The 22831-nt window shown below is 63.4% G+C and carries 21 protein-coding genes and 1 pseudogene; 17 read left to right on the top strand and 5 right to left on the bottom strand.

The genetic code is table 11. The features are described 5' to 3' along the window. From CAG31_RS25715 to CAG31_RS25725, 3 genes and pseudogenes are all read left to right on the top strand, one after another. Positions 1-679: RHS repeat-associated core domain-containing protein (locus tag CAG31_RS25715; RefSeq protein WP_139832659.1), on the top strand; the 679-nt coding region annotated here is incomplete at its 5' end. A gap of 1 nt (position 680) precedes the next feature. Next, positions 681-1013: a hypothetical protein gene (locus CAG31_RS25720; RefSeq protein WP_085586514.1), complete on the top strand. Its 333-nt coding sequence runs from the start codon at positions 681-683 to the stop codon at positions 1011-1013. Positions 1014-1223: 210 nt separating this feature from the next. Further along, positions 1224-1394, top strand: a pseudogene (locus tag CAG31_RS25725) (RHS domain-containing protein); the annotation flags it as partial. A 192-nt stretch (positions 1395-1586) separates the two neighbouring features. On the opposite strand, the gene CAG31_RS25730 reads toward CAG31_RS25725, so the two are convergent. Further along, positions 1587-2339 carry an SDR family NAD(P)-dependent oxidoreductase gene (locus CAG31_RS25730; RefSeq protein ID WP_085586516.1) on the bottom strand — a complete coding sequence of 251 codons (753 nt, stop codon included), beginning with the start codon at positions 2337-2339 and terminating at the stop codon, positions 1587-1589. Between the two features lie 103 nt (positions 2340-2442). Between CAG31_RS25730 and CAG31_RS25735 the strand changes: the two genes are divergently transcribed. Then, entirely contained in the window at positions 2443-3354 is a 912-nt protein-coding gene (locus CAG31_RS25735; RefSeq protein WP_085586518.1) for a LysR family transcriptional regulator, read from the top strand. A 9-nt stretch (positions 3355-3363) separates the two neighbouring features. Here CAG31_RS25735 and CAG31_RS25740 read toward each other — a convergent pair whose 3' ends face one another. Together CAG31_RS25740 and CAG31_RS25745 are read right to left on the bottom strand one after the other, a co-directional pair. Then, the gene (locus CAG31_RS25740) at positions 3364-3690 is read right to left on the bottom strand and encodes a multidrug efflux SMR transporter (protein WP_085586520.1); all 327 of its coding nucleotides are present in this window, start codon (positions 3688-3690) and stop codon (positions 3364-3366) included. Between the two features lie 73 nt (positions 3691-3763). Then, the gene (locus CAG31_RS25745) at positions 3764-4858 is read right to left on the bottom strand and encodes an SLAC1 anion channel family protein (protein WP_256575586.1); all 1095 of its coding nucleotides are present in this window, start codon (positions 4856-4858) and stop codon (positions 3764-3766) included. 22 nt (positions 4859-4880) lie between these two features. On the opposite strand from CAG31_RS25745, the gene CAG31_RS25750 reads away from it, so the two are divergent. The 13 genes from CAG31_RS25750 (at position 4881) to CAG31_RS25810 (ending at position 20879) form a co-directional block, all read left to right on the top strand. Further along, on the top strand, positions 4881-5837 hold the full coding sequence (locus tag CAG31_RS25750; RefSeq protein ID WP_085586524.1) for a GlxA family transcriptional regulator: 957 nt from the start codon (positions 4881-4883) through the stop codon (positions 5835-5837). A gap of 176 nt (positions 5838-6013) precedes the next feature. Next, positions 6014-6838, top strand: a complete 825-nt coding sequence (locus tag CAG31_RS25755) for a MipA/OmpV family protein (protein ID WP_085586526.1) — start codon at positions 6014-6016, stop codon at positions 6836-6838. 72 nt (positions 6839-6910) lie between these two features. Then, complete coding sequence (locus CAG31_RS25760; protein ID WP_085586528.1) at positions 6911-7600, top strand: response regulator; 690 nt, start codon at positions 6911-6913, stop codon at positions 7598-7600. A 10-nt stretch (positions 7601-7610) separates the two neighbouring features. After that, complete coding sequence (locus tag CAG31_RS25765) at positions 7611-8810, top strand: ATP-binding protein (RefSeq protein WP_085586530.1); 1200 nt, start codon at positions 7611-7613, stop codon at positions 8808-8810. 332 nt (positions 8811-9142) lie between these two features. Next, a complete protein-coding gene (locus CAG31_RS25770) occupies positions 9143-11017 on the top strand; it encodes a 3-dehydroquinate synthase (protein ID WP_085586532.1) in 1875 nt (624 codons plus the stop codon). Then, a complete protein-coding gene (locus tag CAG31_RS25775) occupies positions 11014-11901 on the top strand; it encodes a UbiA family prenyltransferase (RefSeq protein WP_085586534.1) in 888 nt (295 codons plus the stop codon). Before CAG31_RS25770 ends, CAG31_RS25775 begins: the two co-directional genes overlap by 4 nt. Next, positions 11898-12668, top strand: a complete 771-nt coding sequence (locus CAG31_RS25780) for an EboA domain-containing protein (RefSeq protein WP_085586536.1) — start codon at positions 11898-11900, stop codon at positions 12666-12668. Before CAG31_RS25775 ends, CAG31_RS25780 begins: the two co-directional genes overlap by 4 nt. Positions 12669-12704: 36 nt before the next feature. Then, positions 12705-13589 (top strand): TatD family hydrolase, encoded by an 885-nt coding sequence (locus tag CAG31_RS25785; RefSeq protein ID WP_085586538.1) that lies wholly within the window; start codon positions 12705-12707, stop codon positions 13587-13589. Further along, the gene (eboE, locus tag CAG31_RS25790; RefSeq protein WP_085586540.1) at positions 13586-14818 is read left to right on the top strand and encodes a metabolite traffic protein EboE; all 1233 of its coding nucleotides are present in this window, start codon (positions 13586-13588) and stop codon (positions 14816-14818) included. The genes CAG31_RS25785 and eboE overlap by 4 nt, the downstream gene beginning before the upstream one ends. Further along, on the top strand, positions 14808-16253 hold the full coding sequence (locus tag CAG31_RS25795; RefSeq protein ID WP_085586542.1) for an alkaline phosphatase family protein: 1446 nt from the start codon (positions 14808-14810) through the stop codon (positions 16251-16253). The genes eboE and CAG31_RS25795 overlap by 11 nt, the downstream gene beginning before the upstream one ends. Further along, positions 16232-17371 (top strand): hypothetical protein, encoded by a 1140-nt coding sequence (locus CAG31_RS25800; RefSeq protein WP_085586544.1) that lies wholly within the window; start codon positions 16232-16234, stop codon positions 17369-17371. The genes CAG31_RS25795 and CAG31_RS25800 overlap by 22 nt, the downstream gene beginning before the upstream one ends. A gap of 10 nt (positions 17372-17381) precedes the next feature. Next, positions 17382-19757 carry a hypothetical protein gene (locus tag CAG31_RS25805; protein ID WP_085586546.1) on the top strand — a complete coding sequence of 792 codons (2376 nt, stop codon included), beginning with the start codon at positions 17382-17384 and terminating at the stop codon, positions 19755-19757. Positions 19758-19829: 72 nt separating this feature from the next. Next, positions 19830-20879, top strand: coding sequence for a hypothetical protein (locus tag CAG31_RS25810; protein WP_085586549.1), 1050 nt, complete (start codon positions 19830-19832; stop codon positions 20877-20879). A gap of 25 nt (positions 20880-20904) precedes the next feature. On the opposite strand, the gene CAG31_RS25815 is transcribed toward CAG31_RS25810, so the two are convergent. Next, positions 20905-21447 carry a hypothetical protein gene (locus tag CAG31_RS25815; protein WP_085586551.1) on the bottom strand — a complete coding sequence of 181 codons (543 nt, stop codon included), beginning with the start codon at positions 21445-21447 and terminating at the stop codon, positions 20905-20907. 78 nt (positions 21448-21525) lie between these two features. Beyond that, on the bottom strand, positions 21526-22785 hold the full coding sequence (locus CAG31_RS25820) for a CdaR family transcriptional regulator (protein ID WP_218189833.1): 1260 nt from the start codon (positions 22783-22785) through the stop codon (positions 21526-21528). Between the last annotated feature and the right edge of the window lie 46 nt (positions 22786-22831).

The raw sequence follows: 22831 nt of genomic DNA on the forward strand, positions 1-22831 counted from the left end.
CATGTGGTCGGCCAAGTACCGCGCCTACGGCAACCTCGCCGCCCTCGACGTGGCCGAAATCGACAACCCGCTGCGCTTCCAGGGCCAGTACTTCGACGCAGAGACAGGCCTACACTACAACCGCCATCGCTACTACAATCCGGGGACTGGACGGTTCCTGACGCCGGATCCGATCAAGCTGGCGGGTGGGTTGAACAACTACCAGTACGTGCCTAACCCTACGGGGTGGGTGGATCCGTTGGGGTTGAACAACTGTCCTGGAGGAGATGGCTGTAAACCGGATGTTAACTCCGGCGATTCTTCGACAAAGCCCCAAGTGGATGAGGGAGAACAAAAGGCACCTGAAACTGGAGGTGCTGCAAGGGCTGCTCAGTATGCGGCGAATTGGCCTAAGGCAAACTTGAATAATGCAGTCGAAAAATTCGCAGGCCCCAACCCAACCATCACCACGACAGAAAAGGGCAAACGAATCTATAAAAATCCTCAAAACGGTGTAGAAGTTGTAGAAGATATGAACGGAAATTATTTCCGCATATACGACCCTTCCCTTCCTGGAAAGCGCAAATATCTTAACTTGGACGGAATAGTTCCAAGCAACAAAACGCTACCAAACGGTAAACAAACAGGTAGAACGCAAAGCGAATACAACGAAGTTACGCACTTCAACAAGGAGCCATGAATTGAAAGTTATTTCAGTGCCACTTTCCCTTGATGCGATGCATCGGCTCGACATTGATGAGTCTCTTCCTGGCGACCTAGAAGAGCTTTCCCTTACAGAGGAAACATTTCGCGAACTATCCAATACAGGATTATTTGACAAATTAAACTCTGAGCTTGGGAAAATAATTGATGAGTATGAAGACGAAAGCATCCAGGATCAGGGCGATCTTGCAGTCTCACTAAAAATACTAGAAGATATCAGTAATAAAACCTACATAGAAGAACTTTCCAAGATAAGCAATCTCATCAAAATAGCAATAGATAAAAAAACTGGGATTTTCTTTTACTTCTAGAAATTATTTTCTCGATAGGAAGACGTTTTTACCCCCTCCATAAGCCTGCCTCTAGACGACTAGAGGCAGACAAAAAGGCTCAATAACAGAAAAGCACAAAAAATCAATCCTTATTGAGTGCTTTATGTTGGACAGTCAATCTATTAACTTAAAATATGCAATGGCCGCAAATTGACTTTGAAAACTTCAAGAAACAATCTGCCTCCATTTCGTTACCGCAGTTACATCTACGAACCCGGCACCTTCCGCCCGCTCGCGATGCTCGACGGCGAAGGCTTCTACTACCAGCTCGACCACCTCGGCACCCCGCAGGAACTCACCGACTACAGCGGCGAGATCATGTGGTCGGCCAAGTACCGCGCCTACGGCAACCTAGCCTCCGCCGTCAGTGCTTAGTTGGCCAGCAGCACCCATACCGCAGCAGGGACGTTCTTATCCGACAAACCTGATTCTGGGCCCCCCTGTCACAGTCGTTCCGATCATCCACGCCCCACTCAACCTCTGCACCGCGCACAAAACGCTGCGGCAGCCCCATCACCGGGCCACCGCAGCGTGCTTCGCAAACCGTCAGACTCAAACCTGCGCCTGCCCCCCATCGACAAACAATTCAGCCCCATTCACAAAGCTCGAATCATCGCTCGCAAGGAACACCGCCGCATTGGCGATCTCGACGGGCTCACCCACTCGTCCCATCGGCACTTGCGAAGCCAGGTAGTCGAGCAACCCTTGCTGTTGCGCTGCATCTTGGCCAGCCAGGTCGACCAGGCCGGGCGTACGGGTCGCACCCGGGCTCAGGGTGTTGACCCGGACTGCGCGATCCTTCAGATCCAGGATCCAGCTGCGGGCGAAGGCCCGTACCGCGGCTTTGGAGGCTGAGTAGACGCTGAACGCCGCGGTGCCCGAGCTGCCGGCCGTGGAGCCCGTGAGGATGATGGACGCGTTCTGTGCCAGCAGTGGCAAGGCCTTCTGTACGGTGAACAGCACGCCTTTCACGTTACGATCGAAGGTGTCGTCGTAGTGGGCTTCTGTGATTTCGCCCAGTGGCAGCATGGAGCCGCCGCCGGCGTTGGCGAACAGCACGTCGAGGCGTCCGTGGGTCTGGTTGATGCGGGCATACAGCGCATCGAGCTGGTCGAGCCGCGTGGAGTCGACGGCGATGCCCGTGGCGTTGCCGACCAGTTCCACGGCCTTGTCCAGTTCCGCTTGGCGGCGGCCGGTGATGTAGACGTGGGCGCCTTCCTCGGCGAAGCGTTTGGCGGTGGCGAGGCCGATGCCGGTGGTGCCGCCGGTTACCAGTGCGATTTTGCCTTCGAGTTTCTTGCTCATGATGTTTCTCCCGTGGGGGTTGTGATTTGGTGTGGGAGAAGCGTATCGACCTCGGGATGTTTTCAAAATAGAATCATTTGAAAGTCATCATTGCAGAATTGAAATGCCAAGAATTCCGGATTTCGAAGGGCTGGCGATGTTCGCCAAAGTGGCCGAAGAAGGCTCTTACGCGGCCGCCGCACGGGCCATGGGCGTGTCGGTGCCTACGGTGTCGCGAGCGGTCGCGCGCCTGGAGGAACGGCTAGGCGGTCGCTTGTTCAACCGCACGTCACGCCAACTCTCGATGACGGAGTTCGGCCGGCGCATGGTCGAGCAAGCGAGTGCGATGTATCGCCAGGCTGAAGAGATGGAAAGCGACGCCCAGGAACTGTCTGTGCAGCCACGGGGATTGGTGCGGCTGGCCGTACCCATGTCGTTCGGCCTGCGCTGGGTCACACCGTTACTCCCTGAGCTGCTGGCGCGCTACCCGGCGCTTGAGCTGGATCTGCACCTGTCGGACTCAACCGTTGACCTGGTCGCCGACGGCTTCGACGCGGCACTGCGGATCGCTGCCCTCCCCGATTCCTCTCTGGTCGCTCGACGGATCTGTTCGGTTAGCCAGCACCTGGTGGCAGCCCCCTCCTATCTGGCCCTGCATGGCCATCCGACCCATCCGCGCGATTTGGCCGCCCATGCGTGCATGAGCTACGCCTATCGGGCACGAAGCCAAGTATGGCGCTTCACCCACGATGACGGCAGCGAACAGGATGTAACACCCAACGGCCCGTTGCGCGTCACCAACGCTGACGCCCTGGTCGCGCCATTGCTGGCCGGGGTGGCCATCGCTGAGCTTCCGGAGTTCATCGCCGCCGAATACCTGGCCGATGGACGTCTGGAACGCATCCTGCCTGAGTGGCACATGACGCGAGGCGGTCTGTATTTCGTGACCCCGTCAGCGCGTGCAAGGCCGAGAAAGGTTCAAGCCCTTTCCGATTTCTTTGCCGAGCATCTTTCAAGGCCAGGTTGGCAGGAGTGACTTGGCCGCTCACACTCCCCAACGAAGCCCCGCGACGCTCACCAGAATCAACCCGATCCAGAAAAACCGCCAAAACGAAACCCCATCCCCCAACCAGTACATTCCCACCAGCGCCGTCCCCGCCGCGCCAATACCGGTCCACACTGCATAGGCCGTTCCGACCGGCAGGATCCGCAGCGCCATCGTCAGTAAGGACAAGCTGCCAACCAACACCACCAAGGTGCCGGCGAGAATCCAAGGCCTCTCCAGGCCATTGGCGGATTTCAGGCCGATCGCAAAGGCGATCTCCAGAAAACCGGCGAGGATCAGCAGCAGCCAGGAGGTGCCGTACGTCATGGGACAAAACCTTTTTCGAGGGTAAAAAAAAGACGAGCCGCTCAGGGCTCGCCAAAGGGGAGGTAGACGTCAATCAGTTGGCCAACAGCTTGCCGCGCACCAGGCTGGCCAGTGTCTTCACGGTCAACACCGTCAGTGCCGCTGTGAGGAACAGCAGGATGAACACAGCGATGGCCGTCAGCAGGATGCTGTCCTGGGCATGTGCATACTTCAGCGCGGCGTTGCTCAGGGCTGCGATGGGAAAGCTGATGGCCCACCACGAAGGCGCGAAAGGCACATCGCGGCGGAACACCTTGAAGCTCAGCACCCCGAACAGGAACAGGCCGAAGTAGAACAACACGCTGGCAAACCGGTCGATCTCGCCGAACACGTTGGTGTACGCCAGGAAGCCGACTTCGAAGGGCGCGATCAACACCATCAGCGACGGCACCATGCCTTTGGCCAGCGCGGCCTGATGGACCAGCCGCGAAAAGATTCGGCTGTAGAACACCAGCGCCAACACCGCGCCCACGGCCATGGCGAACAGATTGAACTCGGCAGCCCAGGCCATGGGCATGTGCGCTCCGGTGACCGCGATATCCAGGGTGGCGACGCCGGGAATCAGCCAGGCAGGCACGGCATTGGACGGATCCTGACTGCCCGACAGCAGCCGTGAAACCACCAGGCCTGCCAGCAGCACGGTCAATCCGCTGCCCACGATCCAAAGTACCTCGCCGAGCAGCGCACTATGAGGCGCCGCCACCGCAGACAGCAGCAACAGCGCGATGGTGACCGTACCGAAAAAGTTGCTGGCGACCGGATGATTGAACTCACCGCGCACTGCTTCCGGATGCTTGACCCATTTGCCCAGGTAACCCAGCGTCAGCAGCACGAACACGAGTCCTGCAAACGCACCGATCGCTTCACCCAGCAGGCCGCCGATGCCGAAGTACTGACCGTTCAAGCGCCAAGCCAGCCCCAGGCCTGCCAGGCCCATGACGGCGCCGAACAGATTGATCGGCAGATTCTTGATGGAGGTCGTGCGGGCAGCTATCGATTGAGCCGCAGCGACGCTGGGGGTGCAGGCAGTGTTCATGGCAGTCTCCCGTTTGACTGAATTTGCTGTTGTGGCTATTTTCAGCCAATGAGCCTTTGGCTGAAACAGTCGCATGACGACGTATTCAGCCAATCATTCGACCAGGACAGACACCATGCGCATCACACTCCTCGCCTTCCCCCGCGTACAACTGCTGGACGTGGTCGGCCCGGCGGATGTCTTCGCTGAAGCGGCCAAGCAATTGGGCAATCCACGGGCCTATCGCGTGGAAGTGATCGGCACCGACAAGGGGATGATCAAAGGCTCAAGCGGCCTGAAGCTCAGCGTCGATCAGACCTTCGAGACCTATAAAGGCCGGATCGATACCTTGCTCGTGGCCGGCAGCCCGCACATCGACGAGATCGCCCTGAACCCAGCCCTGCAGGATTGGCTGCGCAAGCAGGCCAGATCGGTGCGCCGCATCGGCTCGGTGTGCAGCGGCGCGTTCCTCCTGGCGGCCGCCGGTCTGCTCGACGGACGTCGCGTCACGACGCACTGGAACGCCAGCGCGAAATTGGCCAGGGAAAACCCACAGACCCTGGTCGACGCCGACAGCATCTTCATCAAGGACGGCAACGTGTACACCTCGGCGGGCGTCACCGCCGGCATGGACCTGGCCCTGGCGATGGTCGAGGAAGATCACGGCCGGGAACTGGCGCTCAGCGTGGCGCGGGAGATGGTGATGTTCTTCAAGCGCCCGGGCGGGCAGTCGCAGTTCAGCGCGCAGTTGGCGGCCCAGACGGCCGAACGCAGCGTGATCCGGGAGGTGCAGGATTATGTGCTGCAGCACCTGAAGGCGGACTTGAGCGTCCCTGCCCTCGCCGTTCGCGCCGGCATGAGCGAGCGCAACTTCGCCCGCACCTTCAAGGCCGAGGCCGGCTCGACGCCGGCGGAGTTCGTGGAGCTGGCCCGCATCGATGCCGCCAGGCGCCTGATCGAAGATTCGGACGTCTCCCTCAAGCGCTTGGCCGACACGGTCGGCTATGCCAATACCGATGGTTTCAGGAGAGCCTTCATGCGTCGTCTCGGGGTGGGGCCGAGCGATTATCGGAAGCGGTTTTCATCGGTGTGACCGACGCCCAGAACTTTTCCCCATCTTGATCAAATCTTGAAAAACCCTTGAGCCGGCCTTGTGAATGGCTCCGTAAGCTCCCTCCGTCTGCTCGTTGCAGAACCGTGCAAACCCTCATCGACGGTTCCCCGACGAAGCCCCTCTCCCTCTTTTTGATCTTGATAAGGAATACCCGCGTGCGCGTCATCAATGGACTTCGTAAAGGTCTGATCCTCTCCCTGACATTCAATGCCTCGCTGATCGCCACCGGCGCGCAGGCCGATGAGCCGCGCGCAGGCGACACCGGCCTCTGGGGCGACAAGACCGATGTCACCCTTGGCCTCGGCGCTGCCTACGGCCCTCGCTACCTGGGTTCGGAGAACTACACATCGACGGCCCTGCCGATGCTTCGCGTCGAACGCGGGATGTTTTTCTTTGACCTCAAGGAAGGCCTGGGCCTGCAATGGCAGTCGCCTTCAGGTTTCAGCGCCAGTGCCTCGATCGGCCAGGACGCCGGTCGCGCGGACGGCGACAGCAAGTACCGCTACGGCTCGGACAAGCTCAAAGGCATGGGCGAAGTCGGCAGCTCCACCGTGCTCAACCTGCATGCCGCCCAGCAACTCACCTCGTGGCTGGCACTGAGGGCCAAGGCCGAGCTGCGCACCGGCGGAGAGAAACGCGGCGATCAGTACGCTTTGGGGTTCGAGAGCAAGCTGTTCGACGGCGCCCGCGACAAGGTCACTTGGGGCTTCGATGCCCACGCCGGCAACGCGCGTTTCAACCAGACCTACTTCGGCGTCACCGACCAACAAAGCGCCAAGTCGCGCTTCGCCAGCTACAAGGCCGACAAGGGCATCTATGCCTACTCGTCCGAACTAACTTGGATGCACGCGTTCGATGAGCACTGGTCGACCATCGCCGGCGTCGAACTCACCCACTACACCGACCAGGTCCGCCACAGCCCGATCATCACCAAGGACACCACGGCCGTGAGTTATCTGGGTGTAAACTACGCGTTTTGACGCCACGCCAGCCTCCCCCGTACCTTGCCGTCGCCTGCCCGGGCCGCGGCAAGTCTTGTCTTCGAGCCCCTTATGACCAGCAAACTGATCCTCATCGTCGAGGATGACGCCGACAGCGCGAGCATTCTCGAGGCCTACCTGAAACGGGATTTCTTCGATGTGGCGATCGCCAAGGACGGACTCATGGGCGTCGAACTGCACCAGCGGCTCAAGCCCGACCTGGTGCTGCTCGACATGATGCTGCCGGTGATGAACGGATCCGAAGTGCTCAAGACGCTGCGCCGGCGCGGCGACACGCCGGTGATCATGGTCAGCGCCATGGGCGATGAGCCGGAGAAGCTCGGCGCTCTGCGGTACGGCGCAGACGACTACGTGGTCAAGCCGTGCAACCCCAAAGAAGTCGTCGCCCGGGTGCATGCGGTGCTGCGTCGGGTTCAGGCCGGCACCAAGGCCGCGTCCCGGCTGCGTTTCGAGTCACTGTGGCTGGACACCGACAGCCGCTCGGTCGGTGTGGTTCAGGAGGACGGCACGGATCTGCCAGTCGACCTCACCCCCACCGAGTTCAATCTGCTGGCGATCCTGCTGGGCTCGCCGCAGAAAGCGTTCAGCCGGGAGGATCTGTTGGCCCGCTGCTTGCCGGAGAGCGATGCGCTGATCCGGGTGGTCGACACGCATATCCACAATATCCGGCGCAAACTCGAGCTTCAGGGCATCACTGGTGTGCTGGTGACGGTGCGCTCGATCGGCTACCGCTTCCATTGAGGCCGCAGCGATGAACAAACCGGTCACGCTGTGGAAATGGGTCGGCTGGCGCATGGGAATCAGCGCCGGCAGCGCCGTCGTCTCGATGGCGATGATCATGTGGGTCCGCTACCTATGGTGGCAGAAAGAGGTCAACGCCAACATTCCCCTGCACGCGCAACAGCGCTTCGCCTCGCTCATGGAGCAACCCGCCGGCCATGAGGCCGAACTGTGGGCCTACATCACCCGCTATTACCATTTCGATGACATCCGTCCCGGCATCACCGGCGCCGACTGGTGGACCATCGCCCTGCTCTTGGCCGCCGCGCTTCCGCTGATCGTCGCCACCGGTTTTCTGCTGGTGCGCCCGCTGTCGAGGCGGTTCATCGGGATTGCCGTGGCGGCGCAGAAGGTCGCCGGCGGCAACCTCAACGTGAGCCTTCGTGTCAGCGAAAGAATGCCGCTGGAGATGCAACGCCTGACCAGCGACTTCAACAGCATGACCCGCCGGCTCAGGCTCTACGAACAAGAAGTGCAGGCGTCCAGCGCCGTGCTGGCCCATGAGTTGCGCACGCCCCTCAACGCCGCGATGGGCCGGGTTCGCGGGATGATGGACACCGTGTTCCCCGCCAATGAAGAGCAGCTCGGTCTGGTGCTCAATCAATTGGAGCACCTGAACCTGCTGGTCGATGACTTGCTTCTGTTGTCCCTCGCCCAGGCGGGTCAGTTGCCCCTGACGAGAACCACCTTCAACGTCGAGGAACTGCTGCACGAACGGATCAACTGGTTCAAGCCGCAGTTGGCCGACGCCGGGCGCGAGGTCAAGGTCAGCGGCCTTTCGCCGCTGCCGATCAGCGCAGACCGCAACCGCATCGGCCAGCTGTTCAACATCCTTCTGGACAATTACCTGCGCTACGCCGCCACCGGGGGCGATCTGCACATTCAGGGGCGCCCGGATCCGGAGCGCTTCACGCTGATCTTCAGCGACCGCGGCCCCGGATTGTCCGAAGCGGCGCTGCAGCGTGTGTTTCAGCGATTCTGGCGCCAGGAGCCGTCGCGCAGCCGCGGTGCGGGCGGCAGCGGGCTGGGGCTTTCGATTGCCTTGGCCATCTGCACCGCCCACGGCGGCGAGATCGCCGCGCGCCGAGGTGCGCAAGGCGGAATGGACATTGAAATCAGCTTGCCCTGTGCCTGCGACGACCTTGCGACATCAAAGGGGCATGATCTTTAAGCGTGACAGCGGCGCACTCCCAGCGCCTGGCACCGACAACGTGTCGACCGTCACCCTTTCTCTGGGCTACGAATCGCTGAGCTCATTCAGCCCCGCGCTCAAGCGCAGCATGGCCGCCACGCTGAGCCAATACCGTCATCGCGCGGTCAACGCCCGGTGGGAGGATGTGCCCTTGCAAAACCCCGGCGACCGTCTAGCTTTGTGTTAGTTCCATTTAAATAACATCAAAACACCATCACCCAGCCAGGAGGCGCCTCCCCAGAAAACCATCAGCACACTGCCTTTAGTCACTGAAACGGATCTCAGTCAAAACGAATCAAGAGGGATGCTTGATGAAGCGCAGTCTTTTGCACCGTGTGCGTTCCGCACGCGGGCCAGCTGATCATTTCTGGGTGTCGGTGTTTTGCTTCTCGGGCCTTGTGATCGCCAGCTTCCTGCTGTTCGAGCAGCAGATCCAGGACTTCATCGCCCAGCTCGACCTCTACCTTCCCCGCACGCCTACCCAGCAAATCAACCTGGCCCTGGTGCTGATCGCACTGCTGGCCCTGGACGTCGTGCTGCCGGTGCCTTCGAGCATGGTGGCGCTGTTGGCCGTGGCCGCCCTGGGCGGTGTCGGCGGGTATCTGGTGATCTTCATCGGCCTGTGCCTGGGGGCCTGGTTGGGGTATGCCTTGGGTGCCGGGTATTTCCGGGTGCTGTCCGGCCGTCTCGGGCTGCATCAGCGCAAGCCGGGGCAACTGGCGCAACGGTTGGGCACGCTGTCGTTGATCTGCCTGCGCGGCGTGCCGGTGCTGGCGGAAACCTCGGTGGTGGCCGCCGGCATGCAGCGCTATCCGCTGCGCGCGTTCGTGCTGGTGACGACCCTGGCCAATGCCGGCCTGGCGCTGGCCTACAGTGCCATCGGCACCTTGCTCGTCGAACAGAACGCGCTGCTGGTGACCCTCCTGGCCAGCATGGTGTTGCCGGGTCTGTTCATCGCCGGTTACAGCCTGTTCAAGAGCCTGCGCAGGCCGGCGCCGGAGCGTCCGCTGCAAGGTCGCTTCAACGTGAGTTACGACTATCCGGTGCTGTTCACCGACCATCTGTTCGATCCGTCAAACCCCTGCCTGCACCAACAGCTCACCGCTGGCCAACGGGGCCCGGTGACCGTGCTGGCGTTCGCCGACGAACAGCTGCTGCAAGCCACTCCGCAACTGGCGGGACAGATCGAAGCCTGGTTCGCCGCCCACGCCGGCGAGCTGCGTTTGAAGGCCCCGCCCATCGCCGTGCCGGCCGGCGAACTGAGCAAGACGGCCGAGGTGCTGCAGCAGCTGTACGCCGACATGCTGGAGCACGGGCTGGATCGGCACTGCTACGTCCTGGCCTTGGGCGGCGGTGCCGTGCTGGACTCGGTGGGCTACGCCTGCGCGACCTTCCACCGGGGCATCCGCCTGATCCGCATCCCCAGTACGGTGCTGGCCCAGAACGACGCCGGCATCGGTGTGAAGAACGGCATCAATGCGTTCGGCCAGAAGAACCTGCTCGGCGCGTTCTACCCCGCCAGCGCCGTGATCAACGACTTTCAGTTGCTGACCAGCCTCAGCCGCCGCGACCAGATCGCCGGCCTGGCCGAGGCGGTGAAGGTGGCGCTGATCAAGGACGACGGGTTTTTCCAATGGATGGAGCAACAGGCCGACGCCCTCGCCCGCTTCGACCATCCGGCCAGCCGCTACGCCATCCGCCGCTGCGCCGAGCTGCACCTGGGGCACATCACCGGCGCCGGCGACCCCTTCGAACGCGGTAACGGGCGGCCGCTGGACTACGGCCACTGGGCCGCGCACAGGCTGGAGAATCTCAGCCACCATCGCCTGCGCCACGGGGAGGCGGTCGCGGTGGGCATGGCACTGGACGGGCTCTACGCCAATGCCCTGGGCCTGTTGAGCGATGCCGAAACCGAGCGTGTGCTGGGCCTGCTGACCCGGCTCGGCTTCAATCTGTCGCCGCCGGAACTGGCACTGAAAGACGCGCAGGGCCGTTCGCGGGTGCTGCTCGGTCTGGAGGAGTTCCGCCAGCACCTGGGCGGGCAGCTTTCCATCCCGCTGCTGAACCGCATCGGCGCATCCATCGACCTGCATGAGATCGATGACCGGCTGATGGAACAGGCGCTGATCCGGCTGTCCACCCGCAGTGCCTCGGCACTCGCCTTGAACGAGGGCTGCGCGCAATGAGTCAGATGTCGGGCCTCAAGACCTGGATGACCCTGGGCCGGATCTCCAACCTGCCGACGGTGTGGACCAACACCTTGGCCGCTGCGCTGCTGGCCAGCAGTGCCGGCGCCCTGGCGCCACCGTCGTCGCTGGTGTGGAGCCTGCTGCTGGTCACGCTCTCGCTGCTGTACCTGGCCGGCATGCTGCTCAACGACCTGCTGGATGCCGACTGGGACCTGCTGCACCACAACCCGCGGCCGATCACCCTGGGCCTGGTCAGCCGGGAACACGTGCGTCACGCCGCCTGGCTGTTGCTGGCACTGGCGGCGGCCTCGACGCTGGGCCTGAGCCGACTGACCGAGCAGCCGCACTGGCTGCTGGGCAGCGTCGTCCTGCTGGTGGGCTGCATCCTCGGCTACAACCTGCTGCACAAGAAGTACGCGCACAGCGTCTGGCTGATGGGCGCCTGCCGCTCGGCGCTGTACCTCACCGCAGCGGCCAGCCTGGCGGTGCCGCCGGAGCCCATCTGGCTCTGCGCCGCTTTGCTGGGCGTGTACATCAGCGGGCTGACCTACCTGGCCCGCCAGGAACACCGCAATCAGTTGCTCAGCCGCTTGCCCCTGGTCCTGATGCTCAGCCCGCTGGCCCTGGCGGTGTACGCGGACAACCTGTGGTTCTGGCCGGTGTTGCTGCTGTGGCTCGGCTGGCTGGGATGGCACTACCGGCAGCACCTCGCCGATCGCCGGCGACGGCAGGTGCGCGCCTTCATCGGTGCGGGGCTGGCGGCCCTGCCGCTGTTCGACGCGCTGGTGATGGCCGTGGCCGATCAACCGCTGGGCAGCCTGTTCTGCGTGATGGTGTTTTTCCTGCTTCCCCACTTTCAGCGCTGGGTGAAACCGACATGAACATGGACGTCACCGTACCGCCCACGGACGCACTCGACATGCGCCGCGAATGCCTGGCCGAACGGCAGCAGGCCCTGATCCGTCAGCTCGATCCGACCGAGCTGCAATGGTGGCGCGAAGCGCAGGAACGGCTGGCCCGCTCCCCGGACGCCGACACCGCAGCGCTGCTGAGCAGCCAGTGCAAGCGCCATCTGCGCGAACAGGCCGTGGCCGACAGCGACTGGAGCACCCTTGAACTGGCCCGTGCACTGTTGCTGGCAGATCTGCTCGAACACAACGTTCGCGATGCGCAACTGCCGTTGCTGCACCAACTGTTCCTGTGGGGCGACGACCACGAGAAAGTCGCCCTGCTCAAAGCCCTCGACTGGCTCGACAGCCGTGGCCACTGCCTTGAGCTGGCGTTGCAGGCCGGCCGCACCAGCAACAGCCGGGTGTTCGCCGCCCTCGCCCTCGACACCCCTTACCCGTCGCGCCATTACCCCGAACGGGCCTTCCACCAACTGGTGCTGAAGGCACTGGGCATGGGGCTCGACACCGCACGCCTGACCGGCCTGGCGCAGCGGCAAAGCGTCACCCTCAACCAACTGGCCCTCGACCTGCTGGAAGAGCAGCTCGCCGCCGAGCGCACGGTGTCCCCCGGCCTGCCCCGGCTGATCGCCTTCAGCCTGCTCGGCCCTGCGCAACGCCAGCGGCTGGAAGACCTGAACCAGCAGCACCGCTTGCCGCCGGAGTGGCGCGCCCACTTGGCCGGCACCCCATCGAACTGATGCCCAACCCGCCTGTGCCTTTGACGAGGAGTCACCATGCCCAAGTATTTCGATCCGCATATCCATATGGTCAGCCGCACCACCGACGACTACCAGAACATGGCGGCCGCCGGCATCACCGGGGTGATCGAGCCGGCGTTCTGGCAGGGCCAGGCCCGAACCAGCGTCGGCAGCTTCGTGGACTACTTCGACACCCTGCTGGGCTGGGAACGCTTTCGCGCCAGCATGTTCGGCATCCATCATTTCTGCACCATCGGCCTCAACCCGAAGGAGGCCAATGACCTGTCGGTGGCCGACGAAGTGCTGAAGATACTGCCGCGCTATCTGGTGAAGGACGGCGTCGTGGCCGTCGGCGAAATCGGCTACGACGACATCACGCCCGCCGAGGACCGTTTCCTGTGCATCCAGCTGGAGCTGGCCAAGCGGCACAAGCTGCCGGTGCTGGTGCACACCCCGCACCGCGACAAGATCGGCGGCACCAAACGCACCCTGGCCGTGATCCGTGAAGTCGGGATCCCGGAACATCAGGTGATCATCGATCACCTCAACGAACTGACCCTGCCGCTGGTGATGGAGACCGCTTGCTGGCGCGGCCACTCGATCTACCCCAACACCAAGATGTCGGAAACGCGCATGGTCGCGCTGCTCCAGCAGTACGGCACGGACAAGATGGTGGTCAACAGCGCCGCTGACTGGGGCATCAGCGATCCGCTCAAAGTGCCGAAGACGGGCCAGGCCATGCTGGACGCCGGCTTCAGCGAGGCCCAGGTCGAAAAGGTGCTGTTCCACAACCCGGTGGACTTCTTCGCCCAGAGCGGCCAGCTCGACAAGGCCCTGGTCAGCACGCCGCTGCCCATCGACCAACGTAAGCAGTGGCAAGAGAACTCCGCCCTGCGCGGTCAGGATCCGGTGATCAAATGAGCGCAGCCGCCGGTTGGACGGCCGCCCAGGTCGGCTATTGCAGCAACGTGCACCCGACCCGTGACCTGGCCGGGCTGCGGGCCTCCATCGAGCGGCACTTTCAGGGCGTGCGCCGGCTGCGGGGCTTCAGCGAACAGGACAGCGGCCTGTGGATCTGCGCCCGCGCCGCCGCCGAGCTGCGGCAGGCGCCAGCACGCTCGCAGTTCCTGAGCCTGCTGCAACAAAAAGGGCTGAGGCTGACCTCGCTGAACGGCTTTCCCTACGGGCAGTTCCATGACGGCGCGGTCAAGGCCGACGTCTACCTGCCCGACTGGTCCATGCCGGAACGCCTGGACTACAGCCTAGACCTGGCGCACCTGCTGGCGCAGGCCTTGCCGGCGGACTGCCCTCAGGGCGTGATCTCCACTGTCCCCTTGGGGTATGCCGCCCGCTGGAGCCCGGCATTGCAGCAACGGGCCGAGCATCAGTTGCGCCAACTCACTGCGTCGCTGGCCAAGCTGCACCGGGAAATGGGGAAGAAGATCGTGTTCTGTCTGGAGATGGAGCCCGACTGCGTGCTGGAGAACACCGACCAGGCCCTCGCGTTCTTCCGCCATTGGCAAGCCGTCGATCCGCACCATGATCACCTGGCGCTCTGTTTCGACGTCTGCCATCAGGCGGTGATGTTCGAAGACTGCTATCAGTCGCTGAGCCGGTTGCGCCAGGCCGGGGTGCCGGTCGGCAAGATCCAGCTGTCCAACGCGCTGATCTGCCGCTTGGCCGCTCTGGACGAAAACCGGGCCCGGCACATCCTCGAGGTGTTGAGCGCGTTTTCAGAAGCCACGTACCTGCATCAGGTCAAGGCACGTGATGCCGAAGGCCGCTTGAGGGCCTGGCCGGACCTGCCCGCTGCGCTCGACGATTGCGCGAAGCATCCGGGGCGATTCCCCGAGCTGAGGATCCATTTCCACGTGCCGCTGTTCAGCGAACACTTGCTGCTGCCTGAACTCAGCGGCAGTCAGATCGCCTTGGCGCAGACCTTCGACTATCTGGCCGACCATGGGGACTTTCGTCCGGTGCTGGAAGTCGAGACCTACAGTTGGGGCGTGTTGCCCACGTCGCTGCGGCCCGCCGATGAGCAGTCGCTGCTTCAAGGGATCGGCGCCGAGCTGCGCTGGGTCGAGGCGCAACTCCGCCAGCGGCGCCTGCTGAAAGCCCACGCACAGGAGATCAGCGCCGATGTCCTCTGACCGTCCGCGTCAACCGTTGCTGCTGATCAACGTGGTCGGGCTGACCCCGGCGCTGCTGGGGCCCAACACGCCGCACATCAATGCGCTGCTGAAGACAGCACAGATGGCCAGCCTGCAACCGTCGTTTCCGGCCGTCACGTCCACCGTGCAGGCGTCGATCCTCACCGGGCTGCCGCCCTCCGGGCACGGCATCGTCGGCAATGGCTGGTACTTCCGAGACCAGGCCGAAGTGCGTTTCTGGCTGCAGCCCAACGCGCTGATCCAGGGCGAGAAGGTCTGGGACGTGCTCAAGCGCGAGCTGCCGGGGTTTCGCTGCAGCCAGTTGTTCTGGTGGTACAACATGTACGCGGACGTGGACGCCTCGATCACCCCGCGCCCCCACTACCCGGCCGACGGCCGCAAGCTGTTCGGCCTGTATTCGTCGCCGCCGGGGCTGCACGAGCGCATCGAGGCGCAGATCGGCGAGTTCCCGTTCCCGGGCTTCTGGGGACCGGCGGCCGGCATCGCCTCCAGCCGCTGGATCGTCGATTGCGCCCTGCTGGAATTCCGGCTCAACCGGCCCGACCTGCAACTGATCTACCTGCCGCACCTCGACTACAGCCTGCAACGGGTAGGGCCCGATCATCCTTCGGTCGGCGCCGAAGTGCAGGCCATCGACAGCGAGGTCGGCCGCCTGCTGGACTTCGCCCGGGAACAGGGCGCGGCGGTGATGCTGCTGTCCGAGTACGGGATCGAAGCCGTCGAACGTTCGGTGTCGATCAACCGCACACTGCGTTCGGAAGGCCTGCTGCAGGTGCGCCAGTCGCTGACCTGGGAGCTGCTGGATCCGGGGGCCAGCGCCGCCTTCGCGGTGGTCGATCATCAGGTCGCGCACATCTATGTGAAGCACGCCCGCGACATCCCTCGGGTCAAGGCGCTGCTGCAGCGGGAACCGGGCATCGAACAGGTGCTGGACAACAGCGAACAGCGCGCCCGCCAGCTGAATCACCCGCGCAGCGGCGAGTTGGTGGCCGTGGCTGCCGCGGGACACTGGTTCGACTACCGCTACTGGCTCGACGACCGCAAGGCACCCGACTTCGCCCGCACCGTGGACATCCACCGCAAGCCGGGTTACGACCCGCTGGAGCTGTTCATCGACCCGGCCATCCGTTTTCCGAAACTGAGAGTGGCGCGCCGCCTGCTGCAGAAGAAGCTCGGCTTTCGCTACTACATGGATCTGATTCCGCTGGACACGGCACTGGTCCGCGGCAGCCATGGCCGGCCGCCTGCCGACGAACAGACCGGCCCTTTGCTCATCACCGATTGCGACCTGCCGTTGCCGCAGCGTTTGGCGGCGACGGCGGTGCAACAACTGCTCCTTCGGCATTTCCTGGGGCAGACCTACACCCACCTGGCCAATGCCAAGGAGCTCACATGCGGCGAGCCATCTCCATAACCGTTCTCAGTACCCTGGCAGGATTAGCCCAGGCGGGAACGAACGACACCTTCGATTGCAGCAACTTCCTGCAATTCGGCGGCGACCTGAACAAGACCCGGGCCGAATTCGCGCAAAGCCCGGAAACCATGAGCTGGAACTGGTTCGCCTGTCTGAACCAGCCGGCGTCCGCGAACAGCCCCGACCGGGTCTGGGAAACCATGAAACCGTCGGACCAGGTGTACCTGAGCAACGGCGCCCAGCCCCTGCCCTACGCCCAGCGCGTGCCGACGCCCCAGGCCGTGCTGGACAAGGCCACGCAGCAGAAGATGAACCTGAACCGGGTGTTCCACAACCTCAACGCCATTCAGCAGGTGGACGGGCTGATCCTGGAAATGGGCGGTGACGTGCCGGAGGCCGAGCGCGGCAAGCCGGTGCGGTTCCAGTTGCTGATGGGCGAAGGCACCTTCGACTACATCGTCGAGAAGCAGGTCTACAACATGAACGGTCAGTACGCTCTGACCAGCAACCTGGCCTTCCCTTCCGACGCCTGGGAGCTGAAGTCCGGCTGGCTGTGGATCGGCAATGACCCGGCCTACCAGAAGCGGCTGGAAGACGACGGTTACTACATCGGCCAGGCCTACTACCAGGACAAGGACGGGTATCAGGTCGGCTACGCCGCGCTGAGCGCACTGCACGTGATCAACAAGCTGAACCCCGGCTGGGTGTGGACCACCTTCGAGAACCGCAACAACAGCAAGTACACCGTGACCAATGCGATCCCGCCCACCCCAATGACCAACAGCACCGGCCCCACCCCGGCGGCGCAGCCGGTCAACACGCAGTTCCAGGGCCAGTTCCCGCAGTTGGCGCAATACGAACAGATCGGCACGCAGATTCGGACGACCCCCACCCTGCTCGCCAACTCTCAGCTGGAGTCGGCCTTCCAGAGCCAGTCCTCGTGTTTCGCTTGCCACGACACCGCCGCGTACTCGAAGAAAGACGGCTACTTCAATTTCGCTCTGAAACAGCAAGGAGGCATCGTTTACCCCACTGCCTTGGTGCCGGCATCGGATTTCGCCGGTTACAACAAACTGGATTTTGTCTGGTCGCTGAAGCGCGCCCAGTGGCAACGCTAAGGAGCATGACATGAGCGTACTGAACTTCCCCCGCATCTACATGAACGGCCATATGTTCTGGAACCCGCCGACGGCCAACAACAACGACACCTACCCGCTCTACGACGCGGTGAAGATGGAGATGAACTGGCGGTTCCTGGAGCACTACAACGTCACGCCGGAAAACGCCGCCGCCGACCTGATGCCCTGGATCATCACCCCACGGGTGCTGCACGAGGCACCCGCCTACGTCACCCAGGTGCCGGGCAACGTCGGCATGAGCTCCCCCACCATGCTGCCCGGTGAATGGGATCTGTTCGGCGACAACGCCTGCGGCACCGTCAACTACGACCAGACCCGCTCCGTCATCATCGGCGGCGAGTTGCCCAACGGCGGTTACGTCGATCAGGATCCGCTGATCAACCAGACCTACAACCTGATCGGCAACCCGTTCGGCAGCACCAGCCCCACGGCGGCCCGCTTCGTCGACGTCAGCCCCTGGGAGAACACCTTCACGGCGCTGTACTTCGACAAACTGGTGCTGGGCGACGACCAGTGCGGCCTGACGCTCAACCGGCAGTACCGGATGCTGGACCGCTTCCTCAACTTCAACTGGGCGGCGACGCTGCGCGGCCTGATCTACGTGACCGTCACCTGGCAAACCTGCTTCCCGAGAGAGAACCTGAACTGGGCCGTCGGCGATTCGGCCCTGCTGCGAAACCTCAAGGAACAGATGGAACAGCAGAACGCCCAAGGCTTGATGTTCCGGTTTTCCTCCTACCTGACCTGCTACGACAGGAACGGCGTGTTCAACAACTACCCCTTCGTCGATACCCGTTCCGATTCGCCCTTGGCGTTGGCGAAGCTGCAGGACATGTACCAGCAAGGGCTGGACAACGTCGGCAGCATCTTCTTCAACCCGGCCTACAGCCGCACATCAGGCACCCTGGGCCTGTGGCTGGACGGCGAGTACCCGACGGCGCCGTCGGGCCGGCGTCTGGTTCCGGCCAAGCCGGTTCCCGTCACCGGCATCGGACAAGCCGACAACAAGGTGACGCTGGGCGTCATCTCGGCGCAGGCCCATGGCGACACCTTGTCGCTGGATCTGTTGAACACCTTCCCCAGCTACGCGTTCGACTCGAAGGCCCCCATACCGGTGGCGGAAAAGTTCGAGGCCGGCAACTACAAGCTCGGGATACGCCAAGGCGACCAGTTCACCCCGTTGGCGGGTTTCGGCTTCAAGGAATACCGGCAGTCCGAGTTCGACAAACGCTCGGGCATCCTCGATCTGCCGCTCGACGCCGAGGCGCAGAAGCAACTGCAAAGCGGCACCCTTGAGCTGCAATTGCAGACGTCTCCCCCCGTGGTGGCCGCAACCCAGCAGATGTGGACCGCCGAAGTGGTCGAAAGCGGCAGCTTCATCGACGTGGGCGAGAGCCGCACGCTGCACATCATGGTGCAGCGCGACGGCCAGCCCGCGCCGCAAGGCACCGTGCTGACGGTGGCGGAGTACAACAACCCTTACCTCGTCGGCACGTCCGATTACTACCTGGCGTTCAGCAACCCCGCCGACTTCACCCTGTTCATCGATCATCCGCAAGACCGTTCGAAGAACACCTCCAACCTGCCCCAGTTCGAAGGCATGCCTGCGGTTGCCCGCAAGGTCAACGAAGGTACGGGCCGTCAGCTCGTCGCGACCCGCGAAGCCGTGTCGTCCCCCACCGAGCAGCCGGTCAGCTACCGGCAGTACCTGCCCACGCCAGGCTCGGTGGCCCTGAGCCCCTGCCTGTCGTACGAGAACCCCATCCTGGCAGAAGGGCAACTGAAGGATGAGCCCAACGGCTCGGTACAGTACAGCTATACCCGGATCCAGACCGACGCCAACGGCGTTGCCCGGTTGACCGTCACCGGACGGGCGGCAGGCTTCCCGACCCTGCGTTTCTTCTTGCACGACAGCGGGCAGCCGCCGGCCATCCCCTTCAGTTTCGAGACGGGGCAGGCCTACCTCGACTTCCTCTCGCCGCTGCGCGTCCTGCCGCGGGAGCCGCAGATGGAGCAGGACTTCGTGGATGCGTGGAACAGCATCTACCGGCAAGCCGACGCCGGCGAGCTGATTTGGACGACCTTCATCTACCCGCGCATCCTGGAGCCCTTCTATTACCTGTACCCGATCATGAACAAGTACATGCCGCTCAATTCGCTGCCGCGGATCGAAGGTGCCATCGACCAGTTCATCGTGCTGATCAGCAAGGAGTACCAGGAAGAAAGCACCCTGGCGATGCCCATCACCCGGGACCTGCCGCAGAGCCGGCGGGCGATCCTGGAGCTGTGGGCGAACGCGCTGGTCAAGCATAACTACCCACCCGTCCCGCTCAGCCTGAGCGACTACCCGCCACGCAAGGCCTGAAGCGGCAGCGCTTCACGCAGGAACGCCGGGTGACAGGCCTGTCACCCGGCGCTTGTCCACGGAGAGAGACCCATGCCCATGCACATCCCGGCGCAGCCCCACGAGGTTCTGCGCCCCCAGACGATCATCGCCGAAGGCCTGCTGAACCCCCGCGGCGTCTGCGCCGAGGCCGACGGCAGCCTGCTGCTGGCCGAGGCCGGGTCCGGCCTGCCGGACGAACCGTTCAGCGGCCGGATCAGCCGGCTGCGGCCAGATCCGCACACCCCCGGCGCTTACCTGCCTCGGGAAACCCTGGCGCAGGGTTTCCGCGCCATGAACATGCAGGCCCGCATGCTGCGGGACGAAATCATGGGGCTGTCGGACATCGCGTTCGGTGACGGCCGCTGCCTGGTCAGCCAGACCGATTACGTCGAAGGCTCCAAACTGCTCGACCTGCACTACAGCCCGCCGGAACCGGTGTGCCACAGCCGGGGCAACCTCAACGCCCTGTGCTACCACCCGGGGCGCCGCAGCTGGCTGGCAGTCAAGCCCGATACCAACGAACTGGTGGCGTTCAGGCCCGGCCAAGAGGAACACGTGCTGGTCCGGTTGCCCGACCTGGATCAGGGCCAGGAAGCGGTGCCCGTCACCCTGGTGCACGAACCGGCGACGGACGCCGTGCTGATCAGCCTGTTCTCCGGCGAACTGCACGGCGATCCGGATCGCAAGGGCATCGACTTCGCCGACAAGGCCGGCCAGGTGGTCCGGGTGTGGCCGGACAGCGGGCAGATCGAGCGCCTGATCGACGGCCTGCAACTGCCCACCGGGCTGGCCCTGAGCCCCGAGGGGGATGTACTGGTGCTGGAACTCTGCGAGCGCCTGCAGCAACCCTTGACCGCCGACTGGCAAGGCGAGCCCCGGCACGGCGGCTTCACCCGATTCAGCGGACGGCTGCTGCGCTGCGACCTGACAACCGCCCAAGTGACCGTGCTCGCCCGCGACCTCGACACCCCCTCCAACCTGTGCGTGCTGCAGGACGCGGTGCTGATCAGCGAAGGCATGGGCCTGACGGGCCGGCCGCTGCCCACGCCGGAGGGCGGCGTGGTGCCGCTGCGCGGCCGGTTGCGTCGGGTGCAACTCTAAAGGGGAAAGGCCCTGCGCCGAAACCTCAAATCAGGAATGAAGCCCCGGTCATCAGCAGCCCGAAGATCAGCAGCATCGTCGTCACCCGCGTGCTGACCCGAAGCTTGGGCTGATGCTCGACCACTTTGCCGACCGCGAAATACAGCCGTTCGAGTATCTGCTGCTCGTCGAGGTCCTTCGACTCGAAGATCGAGTCGATCACCGAGCCTGCATTGGGAAACGGATCATGCAGGAACGGCGCCGCGTCGAACGCGCCTTGCTGCAAGGCGCGGGCCGAGAGCATGGCGGAAGCCACCAGCGAGCCCAGGGCCATGACCGCGCACCCCGCCTCCAGCGCAGTGATCATGTCGAGGCTGGCGGACACGCTGAAGCGCAGTATCGCGCCGTACAGCGTCACTACGCCGGCCAACGCGCCGAGCGACAGCGTGAACATCAGGCGCAGGTACACCGTCACCAATCCGCGCGAGACGGAAATTTGCTCAAGATAGATTTTGACCAGCGTTTCGATGGTCAGGCGGCGGGCTTCGAATGCGAAACGACGTTCTTCTGCCGGGGTTACGGGGTGCATCGACAGCTCCTCAAAAACAGCAAACAGGGATGATCAACAATATAGGAACCGAATGGCAGAACCGTGAGCGGAACCGACTCACGCAAGGCTGTCGTCTTCATTCAGCGGGGTGTTCCAGATCAACAGTTCAAGGGCTGCGGCAATCTGGATACGGTGGTCGGCAAACTCGATGGGCAACAGGTCCTGGGCCCGCTCCAGACGGCGCAGCAACGTATTGCGGTGGGTGCCCAGGGCCTCGGCGGTCTGGGTGATGTTGCAACCGTTGGCCAGGAACGCATGCAGTGCGTGCTGAAGCACCGTGGACTCGGTCGCCAGCCGACCGAGGGTACTCACCACAAACTGCTTGGACGCCCGGGCGTCCTGGGTCATGAGGGAAACCATCCGCACCTGGTCGATGCGGGTGACCGCCGGCGCGCCGGCCAGGCGCCCCACCAGGCTTTGCGTGTTCAGCGCCTCCAGGTGCGAACGCCGGAAGCCGTTCAGGCCCGCCGCAGGAGAGCCGATGGCCGCGCGGATCTTCGGGAACTGCTGAACCACGCCCTGCAGCAAGCTTGGGTCCAAAGGCTTTGCCGCGCCGGCCCAGAGCCAAACGGTGGCGGGACCTGCAAACACGATCAGGGGCGCCGCGGTGCCGGTCAGGCGAGCCAGGGCGCGGGCCATCTCTTCCAGCGGGCGGATCTCGGCATCCTGGATCTCGCTCCAGATGACGTAGGCATAGTGTTTCTGCTGGAGGGAGTAGCCCAGCCGCTGGCTCAACTGTTCGGTGTCCACGTCGCGGCCATCGAGCAGCCGCGTGACCAGGCTGCGCTTGTCGATGTGGTCGTGGTGGGTCAGTGCGCTCTTTTCTTCCAGGACGATCTGGGTGATCACCCGCATGTTGCCGGCGATGAACTCCGAGATGGAGCGGGACGACACCTCCAGCAACTCTTCAAGCAGCACCGGATCCTGCGTCAGGCCGAAGGCCATCTTCATCCACATTTCCCAGGCCGCGCTTTGCGTGGTTCTGGCGGAGTTCATCAGGACTTCCGACAGCCCTCTGCGCGCCAGCTCCCGGGCGGTGTCCACCATGTCGGCGGACACATAAACCCCCACCGGCTCGCCAGGGCGCTGCATGTTGGCGTTCGCCCAATGCAGCAGCTCCGAGCGGTTGGCCCGTCGGCACGCCGCGAGGATCACCGGATCCTCCAGCAGCTTCTCGTCCTCGGGCGACGAAAACAGTGACTGGTTCAGGCGCTCGATCCATTCCGGCGGCAGGCTTTGCGCCCTCTCCGCGCCTTTGCGCATGAGCTCGCGAACGGCTTCCGACGGGCGTGGCCAGGGTTGTGCGGTGGTGTTCATGTTATGTTCAAATCAACCCAAAAAAGCCATTGGAATGGTGCACTTT

Origin of the sequence: Pseudomonas sp. R25(2017), assembly GCF_002112565.1 — a bacterium.
Lineage (GTDB): Bacteria > Pseudomonadota > Gammaproteobacteria > Pseudomonadales > Pseudomonadaceae > Aquipseudomonas > Aquipseudomonas ekonensis.

Excerpts from the sequence above, each read along its gene's own strand:
- CAG31_RS25730 (WP_085586516.1), bottom strand. The coding sequence starts at position 2,339 with ATGAGCAAGAAACTCGAAGGCAAAATCGCACTGGTAACCGGCGGCACC.
- CAG31_RS25735 (WP_085586518.1), top strand. The coding sequence starts at position 2,443 with ATGCCAAGAATTCCGGATTTCGAAGGGCTGGCGATGTTCGCCAAAGTG.
- CAG31_RS25740 (WP_085586520.1), bottom strand. The coding sequence starts at position 3,690 with ATGACGTACGGCACCTCCTGGCTGCTGCTGATCCTCGCCGGTTTTCTG.
- CAG31_RS25750 (WP_085586524.1), top strand. The coding sequence starts at position 4,881 with ATGCGCATCACACTCCTCGCCTTCCCCCGCGTACAACTGCTGGACGTG.
- CAG31_RS25760 (WP_085586528.1), top strand. The coding sequence starts at position 6,911 with ATGACCAGCAAACTGATCCTCATCGTCGAGGATGACGCCGACAGCGCG.
- CAG31_RS25765 (WP_085586530.1), top strand. The coding sequence starts at position 7,611 with ATGAACAAACCGGTCACGCTGTGGAAATGGGTCGGCTGGCGCATGGGA.
- CAG31_RS25770 (WP_085586532.1), top strand. The coding sequence starts at position 9,143 with ATGAAGCGCAGTCTTTTGCACCGTGTGCGTTCCGCACGCGGGCCAGCT.
- CAG31_RS25775 (WP_085586534.1), top strand. The coding sequence starts at position 11,014 with ATGAGTCAGATGTCGGGCCTCAAGACCTGGATGACCCTGGGCCGGATC.
- CAG31_RS25780 (WP_085586536.1), top strand. The coding sequence starts at position 11,898 with ATGAACATGGACGTCACCGTACCGCCCACGGACGCACTCGACATGCGC.
- CAG31_RS25785 (WP_085586538.1), top strand. The coding sequence starts at position 12,705 with ATGCCCAAGTATTTCGATCCGCATATCCATATGGTCAGCCGCACCACC.
- eboE (WP_085586540.1), top strand. The coding sequence starts at position 13,586 with ATGAGCGCAGCCGCCGGTTGGACGGCCGCCCAGGTCGGCTATTGCAGC.
- CAG31_RS25795 (WP_085586542.1), top strand. The coding sequence starts at position 14,808 with ATGTCCTCTGACCGTCCGCGTCAACCGTTGCTGCTGATCAACGTGGTC.
- CAG31_RS25800 (WP_085586544.1), top strand. The coding sequence starts at position 16,232 with ATGCGGCGAGCCATCTCCATAACCGTTCTCAGTACCCTGGCAGGATTA.
- CAG31_RS25805 (WP_085586546.1), top strand. The coding sequence starts at position 17,382 with ATGAGCGTACTGAACTTCCCCCGCATCTACATGAACGGCCATATGTTC.
- CAG31_RS25810 (WP_085586549.1), top strand. The coding sequence starts at position 19,830 with ATGCCCATGCACATCCCGGCGCAGCCCCACGAGGTTCTGCGCCCCCAG.
- CAG31_RS25815 (WP_085586551.1), bottom strand. The coding sequence starts at position 21,447 with ATGCACCCCGTAACCCCGGCAGAAGAACGTCGTTTCGCATTCGAAGCC.
- CAG31_RS25820 (WP_218189833.1), bottom strand. The coding sequence starts at position 22,785 with ATGAACACCACCGCACAACCCTGGCCACGCCCGTCGGAAGCCGTTCGC.